The 16,585-nt window shown below is 40.5% G+C and carries 18 protein-coding genes and 1 pseudogene; 6 read left to right on the top strand and 13 right to left on the bottom strand.

Annotation, left to right across the window (positions count from 1 at the left end):
* Window positions 1-49 precede the first annotated feature (49 nt).
* The gene (locus LFLEISCH_RS01460) at window positions 50-379 is read right to left on the bottom strand and encodes a hypothetical protein (RefSeq protein WP_007472318.1); all 330 of its coding nucleotides are present in this window, start codon (window positions 377-379) and stop codon (window positions 50-52) included.
* A gap of 330 nt (window positions 380-709) precedes the next feature.
* Here LFLEISCH_RS01460 and rihC point away from each other — a divergent pair, with 330 nt between their 5' ends.
* Genes rihC through LFLEISCH_RS01435 form a run of 5 tightly spaced genes read left to right on the top strand, consistent with a single transcriptional unit; the run spans window position 710 to window position 5,453 of the window.
* A complete protein-coding gene (rihC, locus tag LFLEISCH_RS01455) occupies window positions 710-1,627 on the top strand; it encodes a ribonucleoside hydrolase RihC (protein WP_007472315.1) in 918 nt (305 codons plus the stop codon).
* A gap of 15 nt (window positions 1,628-1,642) precedes the next feature.
* On the top strand, window positions 1,643-3,004 hold the full coding sequence (dcuC, locus tag LFLEISCH_RS01450; RefSeq protein WP_007472313.1) for a C4-dicarboxylate transporter DcuC: 1,362 nt from the start codon (window positions 1,643-1,645) through the stop codon (window positions 3,002-3,004).
* A 16-nt stretch (window positions 3,005-3,020) separates the two neighbouring features.
* Window positions 3,021-3,920, top strand: coding sequence for a ribokinase (rbsK, locus tag LFLEISCH_RS01445; protein ID WP_007472311.1), 900 nt, complete (start codon window positions 3,021-3,023; stop codon window positions 3,918-3,920).
* Window positions 3,913-4,440: a GNAT family N-acetyltransferase gene (locus LFLEISCH_RS01440; RefSeq protein ID WP_007472308.1), complete on the top strand. Its 528-nt coding sequence runs from the start codon at window positions 3,913-3,915 to the stop codon at window positions 4,438-4,440. Before rbsK ends, LFLEISCH_RS01440 begins: the two co-directional genes overlap by 8 nt.
* A gap of 23 nt (window positions 4,441-4,463) precedes the next feature.
* Window positions 4,464-5,453: a LacI family DNA-binding transcriptional regulator gene (locus LFLEISCH_RS01435; protein ID WP_007472306.1), complete on the top strand. Its 990-nt coding sequence runs from the start codon at window positions 4,464-4,466 to the stop codon at window positions 5,451-5,453.
* Window positions 5,454-5,486: 33 nt separating this feature from the next.
* On the opposite strand, the gene rpoZ is transcribed toward LFLEISCH_RS01435, so the two are convergent.
* Genes rpoZ through LFLEISCH_RS01420 form a run of 3 tightly spaced genes read right to left on the bottom strand, consistent with a single transcriptional unit; the run spans window position 5,487 to window position 7,207 of the window.
* Complete coding sequence (rpoZ, locus tag LFLEISCH_RS01430; RefSeq protein WP_007472304.1) at window positions 5,487-5,690, bottom strand: DNA-directed RNA polymerase subunit omega; 204 nt, start codon at window positions 5,688-5,690, stop codon at window positions 5,487-5,489.
* 5 nt (window positions 5,691-5,695) lie between these two features.
* Entirely contained in the window at window positions 5,696-6,310 is a 615-nt protein-coding gene (gene gmk, locus LFLEISCH_RS01425) for a guanylate kinase (protein ID WP_007472302.1), read from the bottom strand.
* Between the two features lie 21 nt (window positions 6,311-6,331).
* A complete protein-coding gene (locus LFLEISCH_RS01420) occupies window positions 6,332-7,207 on the bottom strand; it encodes a YicC/YloC family endoribonuclease (protein ID WP_007472300.1) in 876 nt (291 codons plus the stop codon).
* Between the two features lie 122 nt (window positions 7,208-7,329).
* Here LFLEISCH_RS01420 and LFLEISCH_RS01415 point away from each other — a divergent pair.
* Window positions 7,330-9,038, top strand: a pseudogene (locus LFLEISCH_RS01415) (Rqc2 family fibronectin-binding protein).
* A gap of 247 nt (window positions 9,039-9,285) precedes the next feature.
* On the opposite strand, the gene LFLEISCH_RS15565 reads toward LFLEISCH_RS01415, so the two are convergent.
* The 9 genes from LFLEISCH_RS15565 to dapD all read right to left on the bottom strand — a co-directional run bounded on the left by LFLEISCH_RS15565 (window position 9,286) and on the right by dapD (window position 16,571).
* Window positions 9,286-9,474, bottom strand: coding sequence for a hypothetical protein (locus LFLEISCH_RS15565; RefSeq protein ID WP_206538436.1), 189 nt, complete (start codon window positions 9,472-9,474; stop codon window positions 9,286-9,288).
* Window positions 9,475-9,616: 142 nt separating this feature from the next.
* Window positions 9,617-10,465, bottom strand: a complete 849-nt coding sequence (locus LFLEISCH_RS01405; RefSeq protein WP_007472292.1) for an ABC transporter permease — start codon at window positions 10,463-10,465, stop codon at window positions 9,617-9,619.
* Between the two features lie 49 nt (window positions 10,466-10,514).
* The gene (locus LFLEISCH_RS01400; RefSeq protein WP_007472290.1) at window positions 10,515-10,763 is read right to left on the bottom strand and encodes an ABC transporter permease; all 249 of its coding nucleotides are present in this window, start codon (window positions 10,761-10,763) and stop codon (window positions 10,515-10,517) included.
* Between the two features lies 1 nt (window position 10,764).
* Window positions 10,765-11,871 (bottom strand): ABC transporter permease, encoded by a 1,107-nt coding sequence (locus LFLEISCH_RS01395; protein WP_007472289.1) that lies wholly within the window; start codon window positions 11,869-11,871, stop codon window positions 10,765-10,767.
* Window positions 11,872-11,885: 14 nt separating this feature from the next.
* Window positions 11,886-12,824: an ABC transporter ATP-binding protein gene (locus tag LFLEISCH_RS01390; RefSeq protein WP_007472287.1), complete on the bottom strand. Its 939-nt coding sequence runs from the start codon at window positions 12,822-12,824 to the stop codon at window positions 11,886-11,888.
* An 83-nt stretch (window positions 12,825-12,907) separates the two neighbouring features.
* Window positions 12,908-14,026, bottom strand: coding sequence for a sensor histidine kinase (locus LFLEISCH_RS01385; RefSeq protein WP_007472286.1), 1,119 nt, complete (start codon window positions 14,024-14,026; stop codon window positions 12,908-12,910).
* Window positions 14,023-14,670, bottom strand: coding sequence for a response regulator transcription factor (locus LFLEISCH_RS01380; RefSeq protein WP_007472284.1), 648 nt, complete (start codon window positions 14,668-14,670; stop codon window positions 14,023-14,025). Before LFLEISCH_RS01380 ends, LFLEISCH_RS01385 begins: the two co-directional genes overlap by 4 nt.
* A gap of 12 nt (window positions 14,671-14,682) precedes the next feature.
* Complete coding sequence (locus LFLEISCH_RS01375; RefSeq protein WP_223196457.1) at window positions 14,683-15,855, bottom strand: N-acetyldiaminopimelate deacetylase; 1,173 nt, start codon at window positions 15,853-15,855, stop codon at window positions 14,683-14,685.
* Between the two features lie 5 nt (window positions 15,856-15,860).
* Window positions 15,861-16,571: a 2,3,4,5-tetrahydropyridine-2,6-dicarboxylate N-acetyltransferase gene (gene dapD, locus LFLEISCH_RS01370; RefSeq protein ID WP_007472280.1), complete on the bottom strand. Its 711-nt coding sequence runs from the start codon at window positions 16,569-16,571 to the stop codon at window positions 15,861-15,863.
* Between the last annotated feature and the right edge of the window lie 14 nt (window positions 16,572-16,585).

Genomic DNA, 16,585 nt, shown 5'->3' with positions numbered 1-16,585 from the left:
GTTAATCTTTTGAATTAAATTCCGTTTTCCAATTTTTTTCTTAAAAATTTCAAATATCTAATTGCGTTTGCTTAGGTGCAATTTTCTCCGTTACACTGTCCTTCTCCAGCTCTGGATTGACGCGTTCCATCTCACCATCAACCTCAACATGAATCGGCTCTGAAAAAATCTGCTTTGTAAAACTTCCATCATGATTGTCGTAAACAATCTCCGTTTCTGTTCGTTCATCCTTTACCTCAGTTCGTTTTTCCTCTACCTTATCCGTGTCTTTTTGCGAAGCTCCCTCTTCTTCTGCAAAACCCGTGTACGGTGGAATAAGTGACAAAACAAGACTTGCCGACATTAAACTGAGCAGTCCCTTTTTCCATATTTTTTTCATGTCCAAACCCCTTTTTCTTTTTTTTAAAATCCCTTTTTAGGAAAACGCCTCCATTTCGTTCTCGTAACAAAAATGTAACAAAAAGATTTCAAGTTGTCAATCAAAATATACATCCGAAATGCTTAGAGCCAGAATGAATTCACTCGATTTAAGCAGTAAATAAATTACAAAATTTGAACCAGAAATCGTATTTTTCTATCCTTTGAACAAAAATTCACTTTCTTCAAAAAACCTATTTACAAGTTAAAGGTTTAATGCTAGTATTTATTTGTAAAGAATGCGCTTTCTTTTTATTATTTTAAATTAAACGTTTAACTAGGAGGTTATAACATGACTCAAATCCCATTAATTATTGACACTGACCCTGGCATTGATGATGCAGTTGCCCTTTCATTTGCTCTTTTCCATCCGGATGTTGATTTAAGGCTCATTACAACGGTGGCAGGAAATGTAAGCGTTTCTAAAACGACAGCGAATGCGCTAAAACTCGTTCAATATTTCGACCAAGATGTACCGGTTGCAAGAGGATGTTCGGAGCCGCTCATTAAAGCCTTTGAGGATTGTGCGGATATTCACGGCGAATCTGGCATGGACGGATTTGATTTTGGGGAGATAAAAAAGGACGCGCTACCTATTCATGCTGTAGAAGCACTCCGCGAGACCATTTTAGCCAGTGAAAAAAAGGTAACGCTTATGCCGATTGCGGCTCTTACGAACATTGCTTTGCTGTTTAAAATGTACCCGGAGGTAAAAGAAAATATCGCTGAAATTATTTTGATGGGGGGCAGTCTTGCTCGCGGAAATACGACAACCGCCGCGGAATTCAATATTTTCACTGATCCGGAAGCTGCGGATATTGTGTTTAAAGCAGGTATCCCGCTCAGAATGATTGGTCTTGATGTGACAAGTACCGCCGTTCTAATGAAGGAGCAAATCGATCAGATCAAAACCTTAAATCGCGCGGGCGAAATGTTTGGCAAGCTGTTCAGCCATTACCGCGGCGGCAGCATGAAAACAGGCTTAAAGATGCATGATGTATGTGCATTTGCAGCGCTTGTGGAACCGGAAATTTTTACATTTCAAAAAACACATGTAGCGATTGAAACAGGCGATGGACCAGCAAATGGCATGACGGTTGCTGATTTAAAAATGAAATATCATCAAAACACCAATGCTTCGGTTGCTCTCACAGTTGATGTCACTCGGTTTAGAGAATGGTTTTTAGAAACGCTAGCACGCGTAAAATAGGGAGGATTTACTAACATGATTGAAATTATTCTCGCATTACTTATCATCGTTTTCGTTTTTTATCTTATCATTAAAAAATATCAACCAGCTATCGTTTTACTCATCGCCGGACTCGTTTTACTTACCATGGCACTCCTACTCGGGAAGCCACTCCTTGAAAGTGCTGATGCGACGGGGTTCGCCGTATTAGACATCTTTAAAAAACTTGAACTCGTTTTTATTAATCAACTCGGCATGGTCGGCATCACCATTATGACTCTTTTCGGCTTTGCCTCCTATATGAATTACCTCGGCGCAAACGATGTCGCCGTCACATTACTTACAAAACCGCTCGGTCGGATTAAAGCTAAGTATGTCTTAGTCCCTATTGTTTTCATCATCGGAAACATCCTCAGCCTATTCGTACCAAGCGCTTCAAGCCTTGCCGTTATTTTAATGGCTATTTTATATCCCGTTTTAAAGAAAATCGGTTTAAGCGCCTTAACCGCCGGTGGTGTTATTGCAACTGTTGCGACCATTATGCCAACGCCACTTGGGGCAGATAATGTCATTGCCGCTAAGACGCTCGGCTACGACTTATTTGATTATGTCTTTTTAAACCACGCGATAATTTCCATTCCAACGCTTATTGTCATGGCTTTCGCGCATTATTTCTGGCAAAAATATATGGATAAACGCCAAGGTGAAAAGGCATTTGTTGATATTGACGAAGAAAAAGTTCAACAAGAAGAAAAAATATTACCACCTAAATATTATGCGATTTTTCCAATGCTACCCCTTATTTTTATCGTAGTTATCGGCATCTTCTTCCGTGACATTAAAGCCGATGTGGTCATCTTAACACTTATTTCATTCTTTATTACTATTTTCGTAGAGATGCTTCGGAACAAGGCCTTCAAAAAGCCCCTTGATGACTCATTTGAATTTTTCAAAGGAATGGGCCAAGGTTTTACCCAAGTGGTGGTGTTAGTCGTTGGTGGGGTTATGTTTGCTGAGGGGATGTCCGCGATTGGTATTATTGACATGCTCACAACGTCCGTCCAACATGTGGAAAGTGCCGGAACCATGCTAACCTTTATCTTTAGTGGCGCCACATTTTTACTTGGGCTTGTCAGCGGCGGTGGACTTGCAATGTTTTATGCCACTGTCGACCTGCTACCGAATATTGCAGCAAGTGCGAATATTGATGGCATATTGCTTGCCCTACCGATGCAACTTATCGCCAATCTTGTTCGTTCGATTTCACCGGTTGCAGCTGTTATTATGGTTGTAGCAAGTATTATTAAAGTAAGCCCAATGGAAATTATTAAACGGACGAGCGTACCTGTTATCGTGGGGATTATCATGGTAATGATACTATCACTTATTATTTTGTAAAAGTTGAGGGAGAATTATGACTAGAATTTGTATTGTAGGCAGCTTAAACACAGACACAACCATGTCTTTACCCGAGTTGCCAAAAATCGGTGAAACATTAGAAGGACAAAAACTAAGCTTTTCTGCTGGAGGAAAAGGATTTAACCAAGCAATCACCGCACGGCGCCTTGGAAGTGATGTCGCGTTTATTGGCGCAGTCGGCAAAGACGACGGCGGCGCACATCTAAATCAGGTGTTACAAGACGAAAAAATCGATGCGCGTCATGTGCAAATCCTTGATTCCCCTACTGGAATGGCGTGGATTTTAATTGATGCGGCGGGAAAAAATATGATTTTAACCTATGGTGGTGCCAACTTAGAACTCACAGCGGCGCATATTAAAGCGGCTGGACATACCATCCAGGAAAGTGATGTCGTCGTCTCGCAATTTGAAGTCCAAGAAGAAGCGATTCTTGAGGCGTTTCGGATTGCGAGACGACACGGGAAAATCACCATTTTAAATCCTGCTCCAGCCAAAACGTGTAGTGATGAACTGCTTAATTTGACGGATTATTTTATTCCGAATGAAACGGAGTTTGAGGTGATGACCGGGGAAATATTTCGCTCCGCGGAACAAAATGCGATGCGGGAACTGTTTCAAAAAGGCTGTCAAAACGTGATTGTGACTTGTGGCGCGGAAGGCTCGGTGATTGTAACGAAAGAGCATGCTTGGAAGATTCCGGCCGTAAAAACGACAGCTGTAGATTCGACTGCCGCTGGGGATAGCTTTATTGGCACGCTTGCCCATTTTATTGCCCAAAAAAGAAGTGTGGAAGAAGCGGCACAAATTGCGTCTAAAGTGGCGGCTCGGGTCGTTGAAAAATACGGTGCCTACACCTCGATCCCGTCTTCTAAAGAAATGGAACGTTATGATTAGGCGACTTACTTTAGCGGATTATGACGAGGCCATCTCTCTACTTCAAGAAGTTAAAAAGTCACTTTCTGACCATCAGTGGACAAAAGATTATCCGAACAACACTCACATCAGTGCTGATTTGCATGAACAAGCCCTTTTTGGTTTATTTGAGGAAAATGAATTGGTCGCGGTCGCCACACTCTCGATTATTTTAGACGGCACCTTCACTGCGTTTGATGAGCTATTTCGACCTAAAACCCTTTTTATTAAACGGATGATGACCGCTCCTTATAAACAAAATCGTGGTTTGGCTGAAAAATTGCTTGATTTTAGCTTTCAATTTGCGGCAGAAAATGGTTTTCATCATATTGGTATAACGACTGAAACGCATAATGCGGCGATGAAACACTTACTTTTCAAAAAAAAATTTAATTTCCTTATGCAAAAAGAAATTCAAAATCGTATTCCTTATGGTTTATTTTTAGCTTTTAGTAAAGATATTAGCGTCCCTTCCCCTTTTTTGCTAAAATCAAGGTATTAAGTTAATTTTCGGAGGGAACTATTTTGGGAGTAACCATTAAGGATGTTGCGAAAAAAGCAGGTGTCTCTATTGCGACTGTTTCAATGGTCGTCAATGATAAAGCGGGGCACATCACACCAAAAACAAAACGAAAAGTTTTAGATGCCATAAAAGAGCTTGATTATCGGCCCAATTTCACAGCGAGAAGCCTTGTTAGAAAAGCAAGTAACACAATTGGTCTCCTCGTTCCAGATATTACCAATCCTTATTTTGCCGAACTGGCTAAATCACTTGAAACAGCATTAAATCAGGCAGGTTATATTACTTTTTTATGTAATACATTTGAAGAATCAGAACGTGAGAAGCGTTACGTGAATGAGCTCATTTCACGTGCTGTTGATGGCCTTATTATTTGTGGTTTAACGAGTCTTGAAACAACCATTTTTGCATCACTCAAAGAACGCCGGATTCCGTATCTAATTTTAGATAATCGCTTTTCGGCGGAGAACTTTTCGATTCATGCTGATGATTTTGCAGGCGGAGAGCTTGCGGCCAAACATCTGATTGAAAACGGGCATACCAAAACACTTTTTGTCGGCAGCCAAAATCATTATATTAATATCGAACAGCGCTACCAAGGCTTTAAAAGTATCATGGATAAGCATAAGCTCGAAACGAATTACTTGGATACAGAGCTTACAAGAGTTGGTGGGCAAAAAATTGCCGAAACCGTTTTTAAAATGGACATCACCGCGGTTTTTTGTAGTAATGATTTAATCGCCATTGGCCTATACGATGCGGCAGCCAAACAAAAACTTACAATTCCCGGAGACTTATCGATTATCGGTTATGACAATATTACATTCACAAGCATCGTCAAACCGCATTTAACAACCATTCAACAGCCCATTCACATGCTAGCTGAAAAGGCTTGTTATCACCTGCTTCAAATGATTCACACACCGGATTACTTTTTCTACAAAGAAATCTTACCTGTTTCGCTCGTCTCGCGGGACAGTGTGGCGGCGCAATAAAAAGAAGCTCTCAAAATGAGAGCTTCTTTTTGGTTATTCTGCCTCTTTAGCGATAACTAAATTGCCTGCGTACACTTCTTCCAGTGCTTTTCCAACATATTTATGAGACTCATAGGTTGGAAGGGTTCCCGGATCATTTTCTGCTTGCATAGCGCGCGCACGAGCCGCCGCCACTGTGACTAAAGAATATTTTGAATCAATTTTTAAAAGTAAATTATCGATTGATGGATATAACATCATAATTAAATCTCCTCCAACATATTTTGATAGCGGTGAATTACACGCTCCGTTTTTAAATGTTCCGTTTCTACGATGCCTTTAATTTTACGAACAGCATCAAGAACTACATCATTTACAACCGCATAATCATAAGAAGCCATCATTTCGATTTCTTCTTTCGCCGTTTTCATTCGCGCCTCCACAACATCAAGCGTTTCTGTTCCACGGCCGATTAGGCGACTTTTGAGTTCCGCAAGGTCTGGCGGTGTTAGGAAAATAAAAACACCTTCTGGCATCCGCTTTTTCACCTGCATCGCACCTTGAATTTCAATCTCTAAAAAGATGTCAACGCCGCTATTTAAGCGTTCTTCCACATAATCGAGCGGTGTTCCGTAGTAATTTCCTACGTATTCAGCGTACTCTAACATTTTACCATCTGAAATCGCTTTTTCAAACTCTTCCCGACTTCTAAAATAATAATCTACACCGTCTACCTCGCCTTCGCGTGGTTTTCGCGTTGTCATCGAAATCGAATATTCGAATTTTGTTTCAGGATCTTTAAATACCGCTTCCCTTACCGTCCCTTTTCCGACCCCACTAGGCCCAGAAAGAACGATTAAAAGGCCTCTTTCCGTCATTCCCTTACCTCATTTCTTTCATCATTCCACATTTTGAACTTGTTCCCGAATTTTTTCAAGCGTCGTCTTCATCTCCACCACATTTTCTGTGATGGTGAGCGACATCGCTTTCGAACCGATTGTATTCACTTCACGGTTCATCTCTTGAATAAGAAAATCAAGCTTTCGCCCAATCGCTCCCTCATCGGTAAGTATACTATAAAACTGCTTAAAATGGCTATCTAATCGTTCAATTTCTTCATTAATATCGGCTTTTTCTAGGAATAAAGCGAGTTCCGTAAGTACGACTCTTTCGTCAAATTTAGCGCCCGCAAGTTTTGTCATCCGACTTTCCAGGCGTTTTCGGTAGGCTTCTTCCATTTCAGGGACAGCCTGCTTCACCTCTTTTAAACACGCTTCTAATGTCTCTAAATGCGTTTTAAAATAAAGGGCTAATTCAGCACCTTCCAAAAGACGCATGTCATCTAACCGTTTAGTGGCCGAAAGAACCGTCTCCACAACAAGCGTTTCAAGTGTACTATCTGCTTCCACACTTTCACGAACTTCCAAAAAAACAGGATCTACTAAAAAATTTTGCATCGTCAGTTCTTCAGAAAAATCATAACGTTTTTGTGCTTGCTTTAAAAAGCGAAAATAATGATCCGCAAGCTCCCAGTCCACCGTTAAGTTATGCTTGGCAATTTGTGCGCCTTCAAATGAAATAAAACATTCAATGCGGCCGCGCTTTAATATGGTCGCCATATTTTTTTTAAGTTTTGTCTCGAGGTATGCAAATTGTCTTGGCATGCGAAATAGCGTCTCAAAATAACGATGGTTGATTGCTTTTAGCTCAACAGTCACTTTAAAGTCTTCTTTTTCTTTCGTTTTGCGTCCGAAACCTGTCATGCTTTTCACCATGAGATTATTCACCTCTACCCTCGTTTCATCTAAATATTATAGCAAAGCATGGGCTACTTGCATAGTTAAACTTGAAATTATGATACAATGGTACATAACAAACGAGTAAAGGAAGAATAAAAATGGCTTTTGACGCAATGTTTTTAAAATCGATGACCGAAGAAATTAAAGAAGGTGCGGAAAGTGGGCGCATCATGAAGATTCATCAACCGTTCCCGCACGAACTTATCCTTTTTATCCGAAAGAATCGTGAAAATAAACGGCTACTCATTTCGGCGCATCCAAGCTACGCGCGTGTGCAGTGGACAACCGATGTGCCTGAAAATCCGGCCAATCCGCCGATGTTCTGCATGCTTTTACGCAAACATTTGGAAGGGGCTATTATTGAAGAAGTGAGGCAGGAGCCTAATGAGCGTATTCTCGTTTTAGGCATTCGCGGGAAGGATGACATTGGTGAAAATCGCTTTTTAGACCTATATATCGAAATTATGGGGCGCCACAGTAATTTAACGCTTGTGGACCGTGCAAAAGGTACGATTATTGACTGCATTAAGCATATTAGTCCAGCGCAAAATAGTTACCGCACACTACTTCCTGGTGCCACGTACATTTTACCGCCTAAAGCGGATAAACAAGATCCTTTTTCTATTTCTGCATCTGATTTCGAGCGCCTTTTTCTGGATGAGGAAAATCCGGCGAAACGTCTTGTGAAAGAATTTGCTGGCTTCAGTCCGCTTCTTGCTGCCGAAATTGTTGGCCGAGCAAATGAAACAGATACAAGCTCCTTACAAAACGCCTTTTTTGATTGTTTACATGAAATTCCAAGTTTTTTAGGTGAAAAGGCCGTGCCACATACTTTCACGCGCGCAGATAAGGAAGATTATTATTTTATGCCACTGATATTTCGGGACAACTTTAAGACCTATTCGTCGTTGAGTGAGCTCCTTGATGCTTTTTATATTGGGAAAGCTAGGCGTGACCGTGTCCATCAGATGGGGCATGACTTAGAAAGACAACTCGCAACGGAACGAACGCGTAATGTGTTAAAAATCGAAAAACTTGAACATACTCTTTTAGAAACTGAAAAGGCCGATGAATTCCGCACAAAAGGTGAATTATTAACGGCAAATTTATATAAAATGGAAAAAGGCATGGAAAGTGTGACCGTGCAAGATTTTTATGACGAGGCTTTGCCAGACATCACGATTCCACTTGATACACGAAAAACGCCGTCTCAAAATGCGCAGTATTACTTTACGCGCTATCAAAAACTGCGGAATGCTGTGGCTTACGTAAACGAACAAATCGCACTGACGCAGGAAGAAATTACCTATTTAGATGGTATTCTTGCCCAGCTTGAAACCGCCAGTCCAAGCGATGTAGAAGAAATTCGGCAGGAACTCGCGGAACAAGGTTACATTCGTTACAAGAAACCTAAAAATGGCCGTCAAAAAAACGCTCAGCCTAAACTTGAAAAATACACCTCAACAAGTGGCCTACCGATTTTAGTCGGGAAAAATAATAAACAAAACGAATATTTGACGAATAAACTAGCCAAAAACAACGAATTGTGGTTCCACGTCAAGGATTTACCTGGTTCGCATGTTGTCATCCAAGATCCGAATCCAGACGAGGTTTCGATTACGGAAGCGGCCATGATTGCGGCCTACTTCTCAAAGGCGCGTTTATCAAGTACCGTTCCAGTCGACGCCACACTGATTAAACATGTGAAAAAGCCAAATGGCGCTAAGCTGGCTACGTCATCTACGATAATCAAACCACCTATTTCGTCACCCCAGATGAAGAAAAAGTGCAGGCATTAAAAAATTAAAGGCTAATCCCCCGCTTATAAACTTTTTTAGCGCGGGGGATCAGCCTTTATTTTACGGAAATTTAGTGTGGTCATAACTAAGAGAATGATACTCGCAACTAAAGCGAGATAAAAGGGCCATTGGATGAATTTTTTAAGAACTACTTTGAAAAAAGTCATATTGGTAAATAATTCAAAGTTGAAACGTTGAATGGGTATTAAAAAAAGTGTGATAACTAAAAGCGCTGTAAAAATCAGCGTGATAAGCTTAGCTTTTTGACTTATTAAAGAAAAAATCAGCGTAGCAAGTGCTAGTAAAATGAGCATTAAAAATAAAAGGATTTTCGAATAACCACATCCATCCCGTCTGCTCTTTTGTTTCTATCACAAACCAGTCCAAAAAAAGTGTCACAAATAAAATTATTACTAAACTCCATGTTGTTTTTCGATATGCCATAATAATCCCTCTCTTTTTGTGATTAATTTCACATATTGTGTCTAAATTTTTTTTATCCTTCTGCCCCTAAATTATATACAAAAACTCGCCAACTCGCAATCAAAAATCCCAACCGATTAGATAAATCAGTTGGGATTTTTTCTCATACAAAGGAACGTAATTCATCGTTTCTTGCAAATTTATAACTCGCGATACTAGCGAATAGAAGTGTATAGCCGAGTAAAATTGCAATATTTAAGCCTAAGCTCTCGATGGAACCATTTTGCTGCAATTTTGAAACAGCGTCCATCACCCAATATTGTGGCATAAAAGCAGCTATTTTTTGCATAAGTGCAGGCATGATAGTGGTTGGAATGAGCGCACCTGAAAGTAGCGTAGAAATCGTAAAAATTGTCGTTTGCAAGGCAGATATACTTTTTCTGCTGCTTGCCATAAAGCCGAATGCAAGTGACAACACCACTGCCATAAGCGAGAAAATCGCAAGGATGATAAATAAATCAAAATAGGCGACCCCTGGATTGATATGGAAGGCAAAACGCATCGCAAAGAGGCAAATCAACACTTCCACAAGTACAACGACGTAGGCGAACAAGGCGTTTCCAAGCAAATATTTTTTGCTCGAGAGCGGCGTTGACATCAAGCGGTAAAACGTCCCCTCCTCCTTTTCTTTTAAAATGAGCTCCCCAAGACTGCCAGCTGCATAGAGCAGCATCATGCATAAGAAGCCAAGAATTTGGGCGGACATCATCTGTTCAATGTTCGAATGGTCTTTTAAATCCGTATTTTCAACCTGCAACTTAGAAGACTCGTACGTATTGACAGTTTGATTTAGCTTATCCACACCGCCTAATTTTTCCAATTTCAATAGTTTATTAATATCATTTGAAAGCAACATTTTAACAGTATTAATGGTATTTTCACCTTGAATGGATTCAATTTTAAAATGGGCGGCTGTTTGATTTGCTAAGCTATCATTCGCCCCTTTTTCCATCCTAATAAGCGCGTCTAGCTGACCGCCAGTAAGTTCTGCCTTCCCTTTTTTATATTGAAATTTCTTTTACAGAGGCATTATCTTCTTTTAAAAAAGTCACAAGCTGATTCGTATAGGTGCCGCTGTCTTCATTTACAACGCCTAATTTTAATGCACTTGAGTCATTCATTCCAGCTCCGTATGAAAAGAAGTAAATTAAAATACTCAAAATTGGGAGGCCGATAATCATAAAAATACGTACTTTTGATTTTTTTAACACATCCCAATTGTGTTTGAAAATCCAACCCATTTGTGCCATTTTAATACACTTCCTTTCGTTTTTGAACAACCGCCATGAGGAGAATAAATAAAAGCGCAAAGCCAATATTAATCATAAGTGGCATAACTGCTGAAGCTAGTTGTCCGTTATAAAGAATATCGCGGATACCTATATTGGCCCAACCAATGGGGGATAATTTTTGAACGAGTGGGCTGACCCCCGGAAAATAAGCGCCGCCTAAAAAGGCAAATATTTGGACTAGAATACTTGAAACGGCTCCACCGGCAGCATTTCCATTCGTGAAAACATCAATTGCCATACCAAATGAGACGGAAAAAATGGCGAGGCTAAAATAGATGGCCGCAATAAGAAGCGTGGCACTACCCCAATTAACACCAAAGAAAAATTGCGAAACAGCCATCAGTATGATAAGCGAAATCGCCTGAACTACCAGTTCGCCAATGAAATTCCCCGTAATAGCTACTTCTTTTCGAATGGGGGCAATTAAAAGTCGTAAGTCCGTATGCTTTAATTTTTCAATTCGAAAAGTATTAACACCTGACATCATGCCAAACATCATCGTCATACCAATAAGTGCAATCGCATAATATTGAAAGGATGATACATTATCACCGGTTTGAAGTTTTTGAACCGAAATCGCATTTTCGGGTACTGCATTTTCTGCCATGATGGTATTCACTTGCGTAGGATTAATTTTTGCGGCAGTCATAGCGAGTTGATATTGTCCGGCGAAAGCATTGATATAGCCGTCTACACGCGCCTTTTCAACCGTCCCGGGGCTATTGGTTATAACCTTCAAATCATTTGTTTTCACCACAATAAGCGCTGTCGCATCACCGTTTTTCACTTTCTCCTGACCCGCTTTAACCCCATCTACTTGTTTAAAACTAACGCTCTTATCGCTTGCTTCATTCGCAAATGTGTCAAAAGCTTTATTCATGTTTGCGTCTGCCTGAAGTGTATACACAATGTCCATCTTGCCTAAATCGGCATCATCTGTAAAAGCATTTTGAAGCACACTGCCAAGTACGAAAATGAGGGCAATTGGAAAAATAATCATAAAGATAAAGAAGGTTTTATCACGCAGGAAAAGTTTCACTTGCTTTTTAATAATATGGAATAACATCTGCTGACCTCCTTTTAATCTCGTAATTTTCGTCCTGTTAAATTTAAGAAGACGGTTTCTAAATTGAGTTTTTCTTGATTAACTTCTAAAACACCTATTTTATGCTCTAGTAAAATGGCCAAAATCGCGTTTAACGTATTGACTTCACTACTTGAGGTGATATGAAGTGAGTTTGTTCCGTTCCACGTCACATCCTGAACGCCAGATACATTTGTAATAAGCTCTTTTACGGAACTTGCGTCTTCACTTACGATAATTTCCATTTCTAAAACGTCTGTCACTAGGCTGATAAGCTGATCTTCTGTGCCTTCTGCAATGACTTTTCCGTTGTCAATAATGGCGATGTAATCACAAATTTCTTCGACTTCTTCCATATAGTGACTTGTATAAATGATTGTGGCACCATTTTCGTTTAATTGTTTAATAGAACGTAAAATATAGTTTCTAGATTGTGGATCGATTCCTACAGTCGGTTCGTCCATGATAATAAGTTCCGGGCGATGCGCAATAGCACAAGCGATATTTAAGCGCCGTTTCATCCCGCCTGAAAACGTTTCTGGACGTGCTCTTTTTTTATCAGCCAAGCCAACAAAAGAGAGAGCCTCATTTGCAGCTCGATCTAATTCCGCACCACGTAATCCATATAGTCCCGCGAAAAATTTCACATTTTCTACTGCCGAAAGTTCATTGTAAAGCGCTATTTCTTGGGGAACAAGGCCTATTTTACTTTTAATCATTAGCCCACCTGATTCGCTCGTTTCACCAAAAATGGAAATATCGCCGCTTGTTTTTTTGATTAAGCCACATAAAATACTAATCGCTGTACTCTTTCCCGCGCCGTTTGGACCGAGCAAGCCAAAAATCTGTCCTTTTTCAATTGAAAGAGTTAGCCGATCAACAGCGATGGTTTTATCAAATTTTTTTGTTACTTCTTTCATTTCAACGATTTTCATAACGTACCTCCTATTTTTCTTTATTATAAAAAAGAAGTGAGGACTTTGCCTAGTGCAATTCCTCACTTCTTCGCATGAGATTCTCACGAAATTCCGATTAAAGTAATAATAGAAAAGCCATCCTCCCCTTGAAAAATGACATTTCCGCCTAGTTTAGCGGCTCTTTCCTCCATACCAAGTAAACCAAGATTTTTAGAGAATTTCTCCGCCCCAATCCCGTTATCACGGATGATAAAGCGTGCAACTTTATTTAATACGACAAGTTCGACTTCAATTCGTGTAGCCTCGCTATACTTTAAGCTATTCGTTAACGCTTCTGTTAAATTTTGCAAAAAGACATACCACATCGGTTGGGAAATTTTATCAAGTGTTCCCTTTGTATAAAAATGCGTTTTAACAGCATATTTGCTTTCGAATTGGGATAACTCACTTTTAATCCGCGTTACACCTAAACTTTCTTGCGGCGGCTTCGTTTCTTTTAATGTTTTTCGAATTTCTTCAATACCCGCCTGACTAATTTCGATAGCATTTTGAAGAAGCACCGCCGCCTTATCAATATCTTGATATAAAATCGATTTGCACGCCTCAAGCTGAATGAGCCCGCCAGAAAGCGAGTGCCCGAGCTCATCGTGAATTCGGTGCGAAAGCGCATTTCTCTCCTCTAATTTCGCCAAACTCGTCTCTTTCATGTAATGCGATTCTAATTGATCCATTTTCACTCTCACATTTTCCAACTGAATCCGAAGCTTCTCATTCGTTTCCTCTTTTCGCTCTAATGTGTAGGTTTGTTGATTTAAAATAATATAAAAAATCAAAGCAAAAATCGCCACCCATACATACAGAGCAGCGGAATTAAAATCGCGGAGCACAAATAACGGAGGCAGTGCGACTACCGCAAATAAAGCGTAGACAGCAAAACTCAACTTTTCCCCCGTTAAAAAAAGAGAAAACAAGGCAAACGGAAATAAATACAAAAGAAAAGGCATTGTCCATAGTCCAAAAATCAAAATACTAAGGCTAAGTCCTATAATGAGCACCATCCGCGCGCGTTTAATAATCAAACTGAGTAACGTAAAAGATATATAAAGGAGCACAGCAATTAAGTAACAGGCATTCATAAAATAGCCTAAATCCTTCGATAAGACAAATAAAAGCAAGAAAAGGGAAAAAACAACGTCCATCTGAATTTTATACGTATTCATTCCGCATCCCCGTTTCCACTACCCGTGAAGTACAAAATCGCAATTTGCGTTCGGTGTGAAAGCCCAAGCTTCCCAAGTAAAGCCGAAATGTTGTTTGCCACCGTCCCTTCTGAAATAAAAAGGAGTTTCGCAATTTCACGATTAGACAGCCCCTTTGCTACCGCCTTTACAATATCCTTCTCGCGTTCTGTTAACTCAAGCGCATCAAGGTCCGCATACAGCCCCACTTTCGCCTGGTTCACAGCACGCAATTTGTCCCAAATTTCCGCCTGGATAATACTTTGCTCCTGCATCACGCTATGAATCGCATTTACAATTTTCTTCGGGTCATTATTTTTAAGCAAATAGCCCTTCGCCCCGTTTTGAATGGCCTCTAAAATAAACGCATCATCATCAAAAGTCGTTAAAATAATCACTTTCGTATCTGTTTCCTGCGTAATTTTCTTCGTCGCCAGCACCCCATCTAAAACCGGCATTCGAATATCCACAAGCGCCACATCAACCGCATGTTCTAAGCAAAATTGAAAGGCCTCTTCCCCATTTTCCGCAGTGCCAACAACCTCCAAATTTTCCTCCATATTTAAAATAATTTCAAGTCCGCCCGTAATAAACGAATTATCATCTGCTAAAAGTATACGTATCATAAGAAAAACCCCTTATTTTTCAGCTAAAAACTTCGTCAAAACAGAAATGGCAAACGGAATCGATTCTTCTTGTGGATTTAACTTCGCATGGTGCAACCCGTACGGTGAATCCACCCCGAGCCAGAACATACAACCTGGAATTTCTTCCAGAAAGTAGCCAAAATCCTCACCTGTCATAGCAGCCGGTGCTTCTACAAAGGCGCCGCTAAATTCGCTTTCTAAAAAGGAAACTAGTTGCTTTGTTTCTTCCGCATGATTATACACTTGGCAGTAATCGGACCCTTTTGTAAAGGTAATTTCACACTGAAACGCCTCTTCCATTCCGCGTGCAAGCTGCTTCAAGCGTGTCCAAATCAGTTCCATCGTTTCTTTTTTTGCCGTCCGAATAGTGCCATCTAAATGCGCCACTTCGGCAATAATATTTTGCGCATCGCCGCCAGAAACTTGGCCGATCGTTATAACCGCTGCATCCATCGGGTCAATATTTCGACTCACAATCGTCTGCATTTGCGTCACAAAATGGCTTGCACAAACGACCATATCATTTGCAAGATGCGGATAAGCCGCATGTCCCGCGCGCCCTTTAAACGTAATAAACAATTCAGATGTGTTCGCAAAAAGAAGGCCTTCTCTTGTTGCAATTTGTCCCACCTTATACTCCGGTGCAATATGTAAAGCATAAATTTCATCTGGCCAAAATGCCTTAAATTCTTCACTTTCTAAAATGGGCAGAGCCCCGCCAGGCCCTTCCTCGGCCGGTTGAAAAATAAAAACAAGATTTTGTGCCGGCTGTTCTGTCGAAAAATACGTTAAACATCCAAGCGCGATGCTCATATGTACATCGTGACCGCATGCATGCATGGCACCTGTATGTGTAGAAGCAAACGGCAGACCCGTTTTTTCATTTAGCGGCAAGGCATCCATGTCCGTCCGGTACCCAATTGTTTTCGCCCCAATACGTCCTTCGACTCGAACAAAAATCCCTGTTCGCCAAGTTTGAATCGTTAAAAATTCCTGATTTAATTGCGCGATATAATCAAGTAAATATTTCTGCGTTTTAAACTCTTTAAAACCAAGTTCCGGAATCTGGTGTAATTCCCGTCTCACCTTAATAAATTGATCCACGAAAGACCCTCCTTTTATAAAAGAAGAAGACGTGCCAAATGAACACGCCTCCTTTTTCATTTGATTTAAAGTTGTCGTAAGCCTTGCATAATTTCTGTTTTAGAGGCTGTTTTAGCATCAAGCTCTTTTAAGACACGAGCCGGAATTCCCGCGACAACCGTTCCAGGTTCAACATCTTTTGTCACAATTGCGCCAGCCGCAACAACGGCTCCAGCCCCAATTCGAACGCCTTCAAGAACGACCACGTTAGCTCCGATCACTACATCATCTTCTACAATAACTGGTGTTGCAGAAGGTGGTTCAACGACGCCCGCTAAAACGGAACCAGCTCCAATGTGACAATTTTTCCCAACGGTGGCACGTCCGCCGAGTACAACATTCATATCAATCATTGTCCCGTCACCAATCACAGAGCCAATATTAATACTTGCCCCCATCATAATGACTGCGTTGTCGCCGATGGTTACTTGATCGCGAATAATAGCACCTGGCTCAATACGCGCATTAATATTTTTTAAATCAAGCATTGGAATAGCGGAATTACGACGATCATTTTCAATCACATAATCCTTGATATGGGTCGCATTTTCACTAAGAAGTGGCTCAATATCAGCCCATTCCCCAAAAATAGTACCCGCATTTCCACTAATAAAGGTTTGGATCCCCTCATTAAATAATATTTTGTCTAAATCACCTTTCAAATAAACTTTGACCGGTGTTGATTTTTTACTGTTTTGAATAAAAGAAATAATTTGATGTGCATCCATTTGTTCCATATTGAAACGCCCCT

It is taken from the genome of Listeria fleischmannii subsp. fleischmannii LU2006-1 (assembly GCF_000344175.1).
GTDB classification, from domain to species: domain Bacteria; phylum Bacillota; class Bacilli; order Lactobacillales; family Listeriaceae; genus Listeria; species Listeria fleischmannii.
This window is presented reverse-complemented; position numbering and strand designations above follow the sequence as displayed.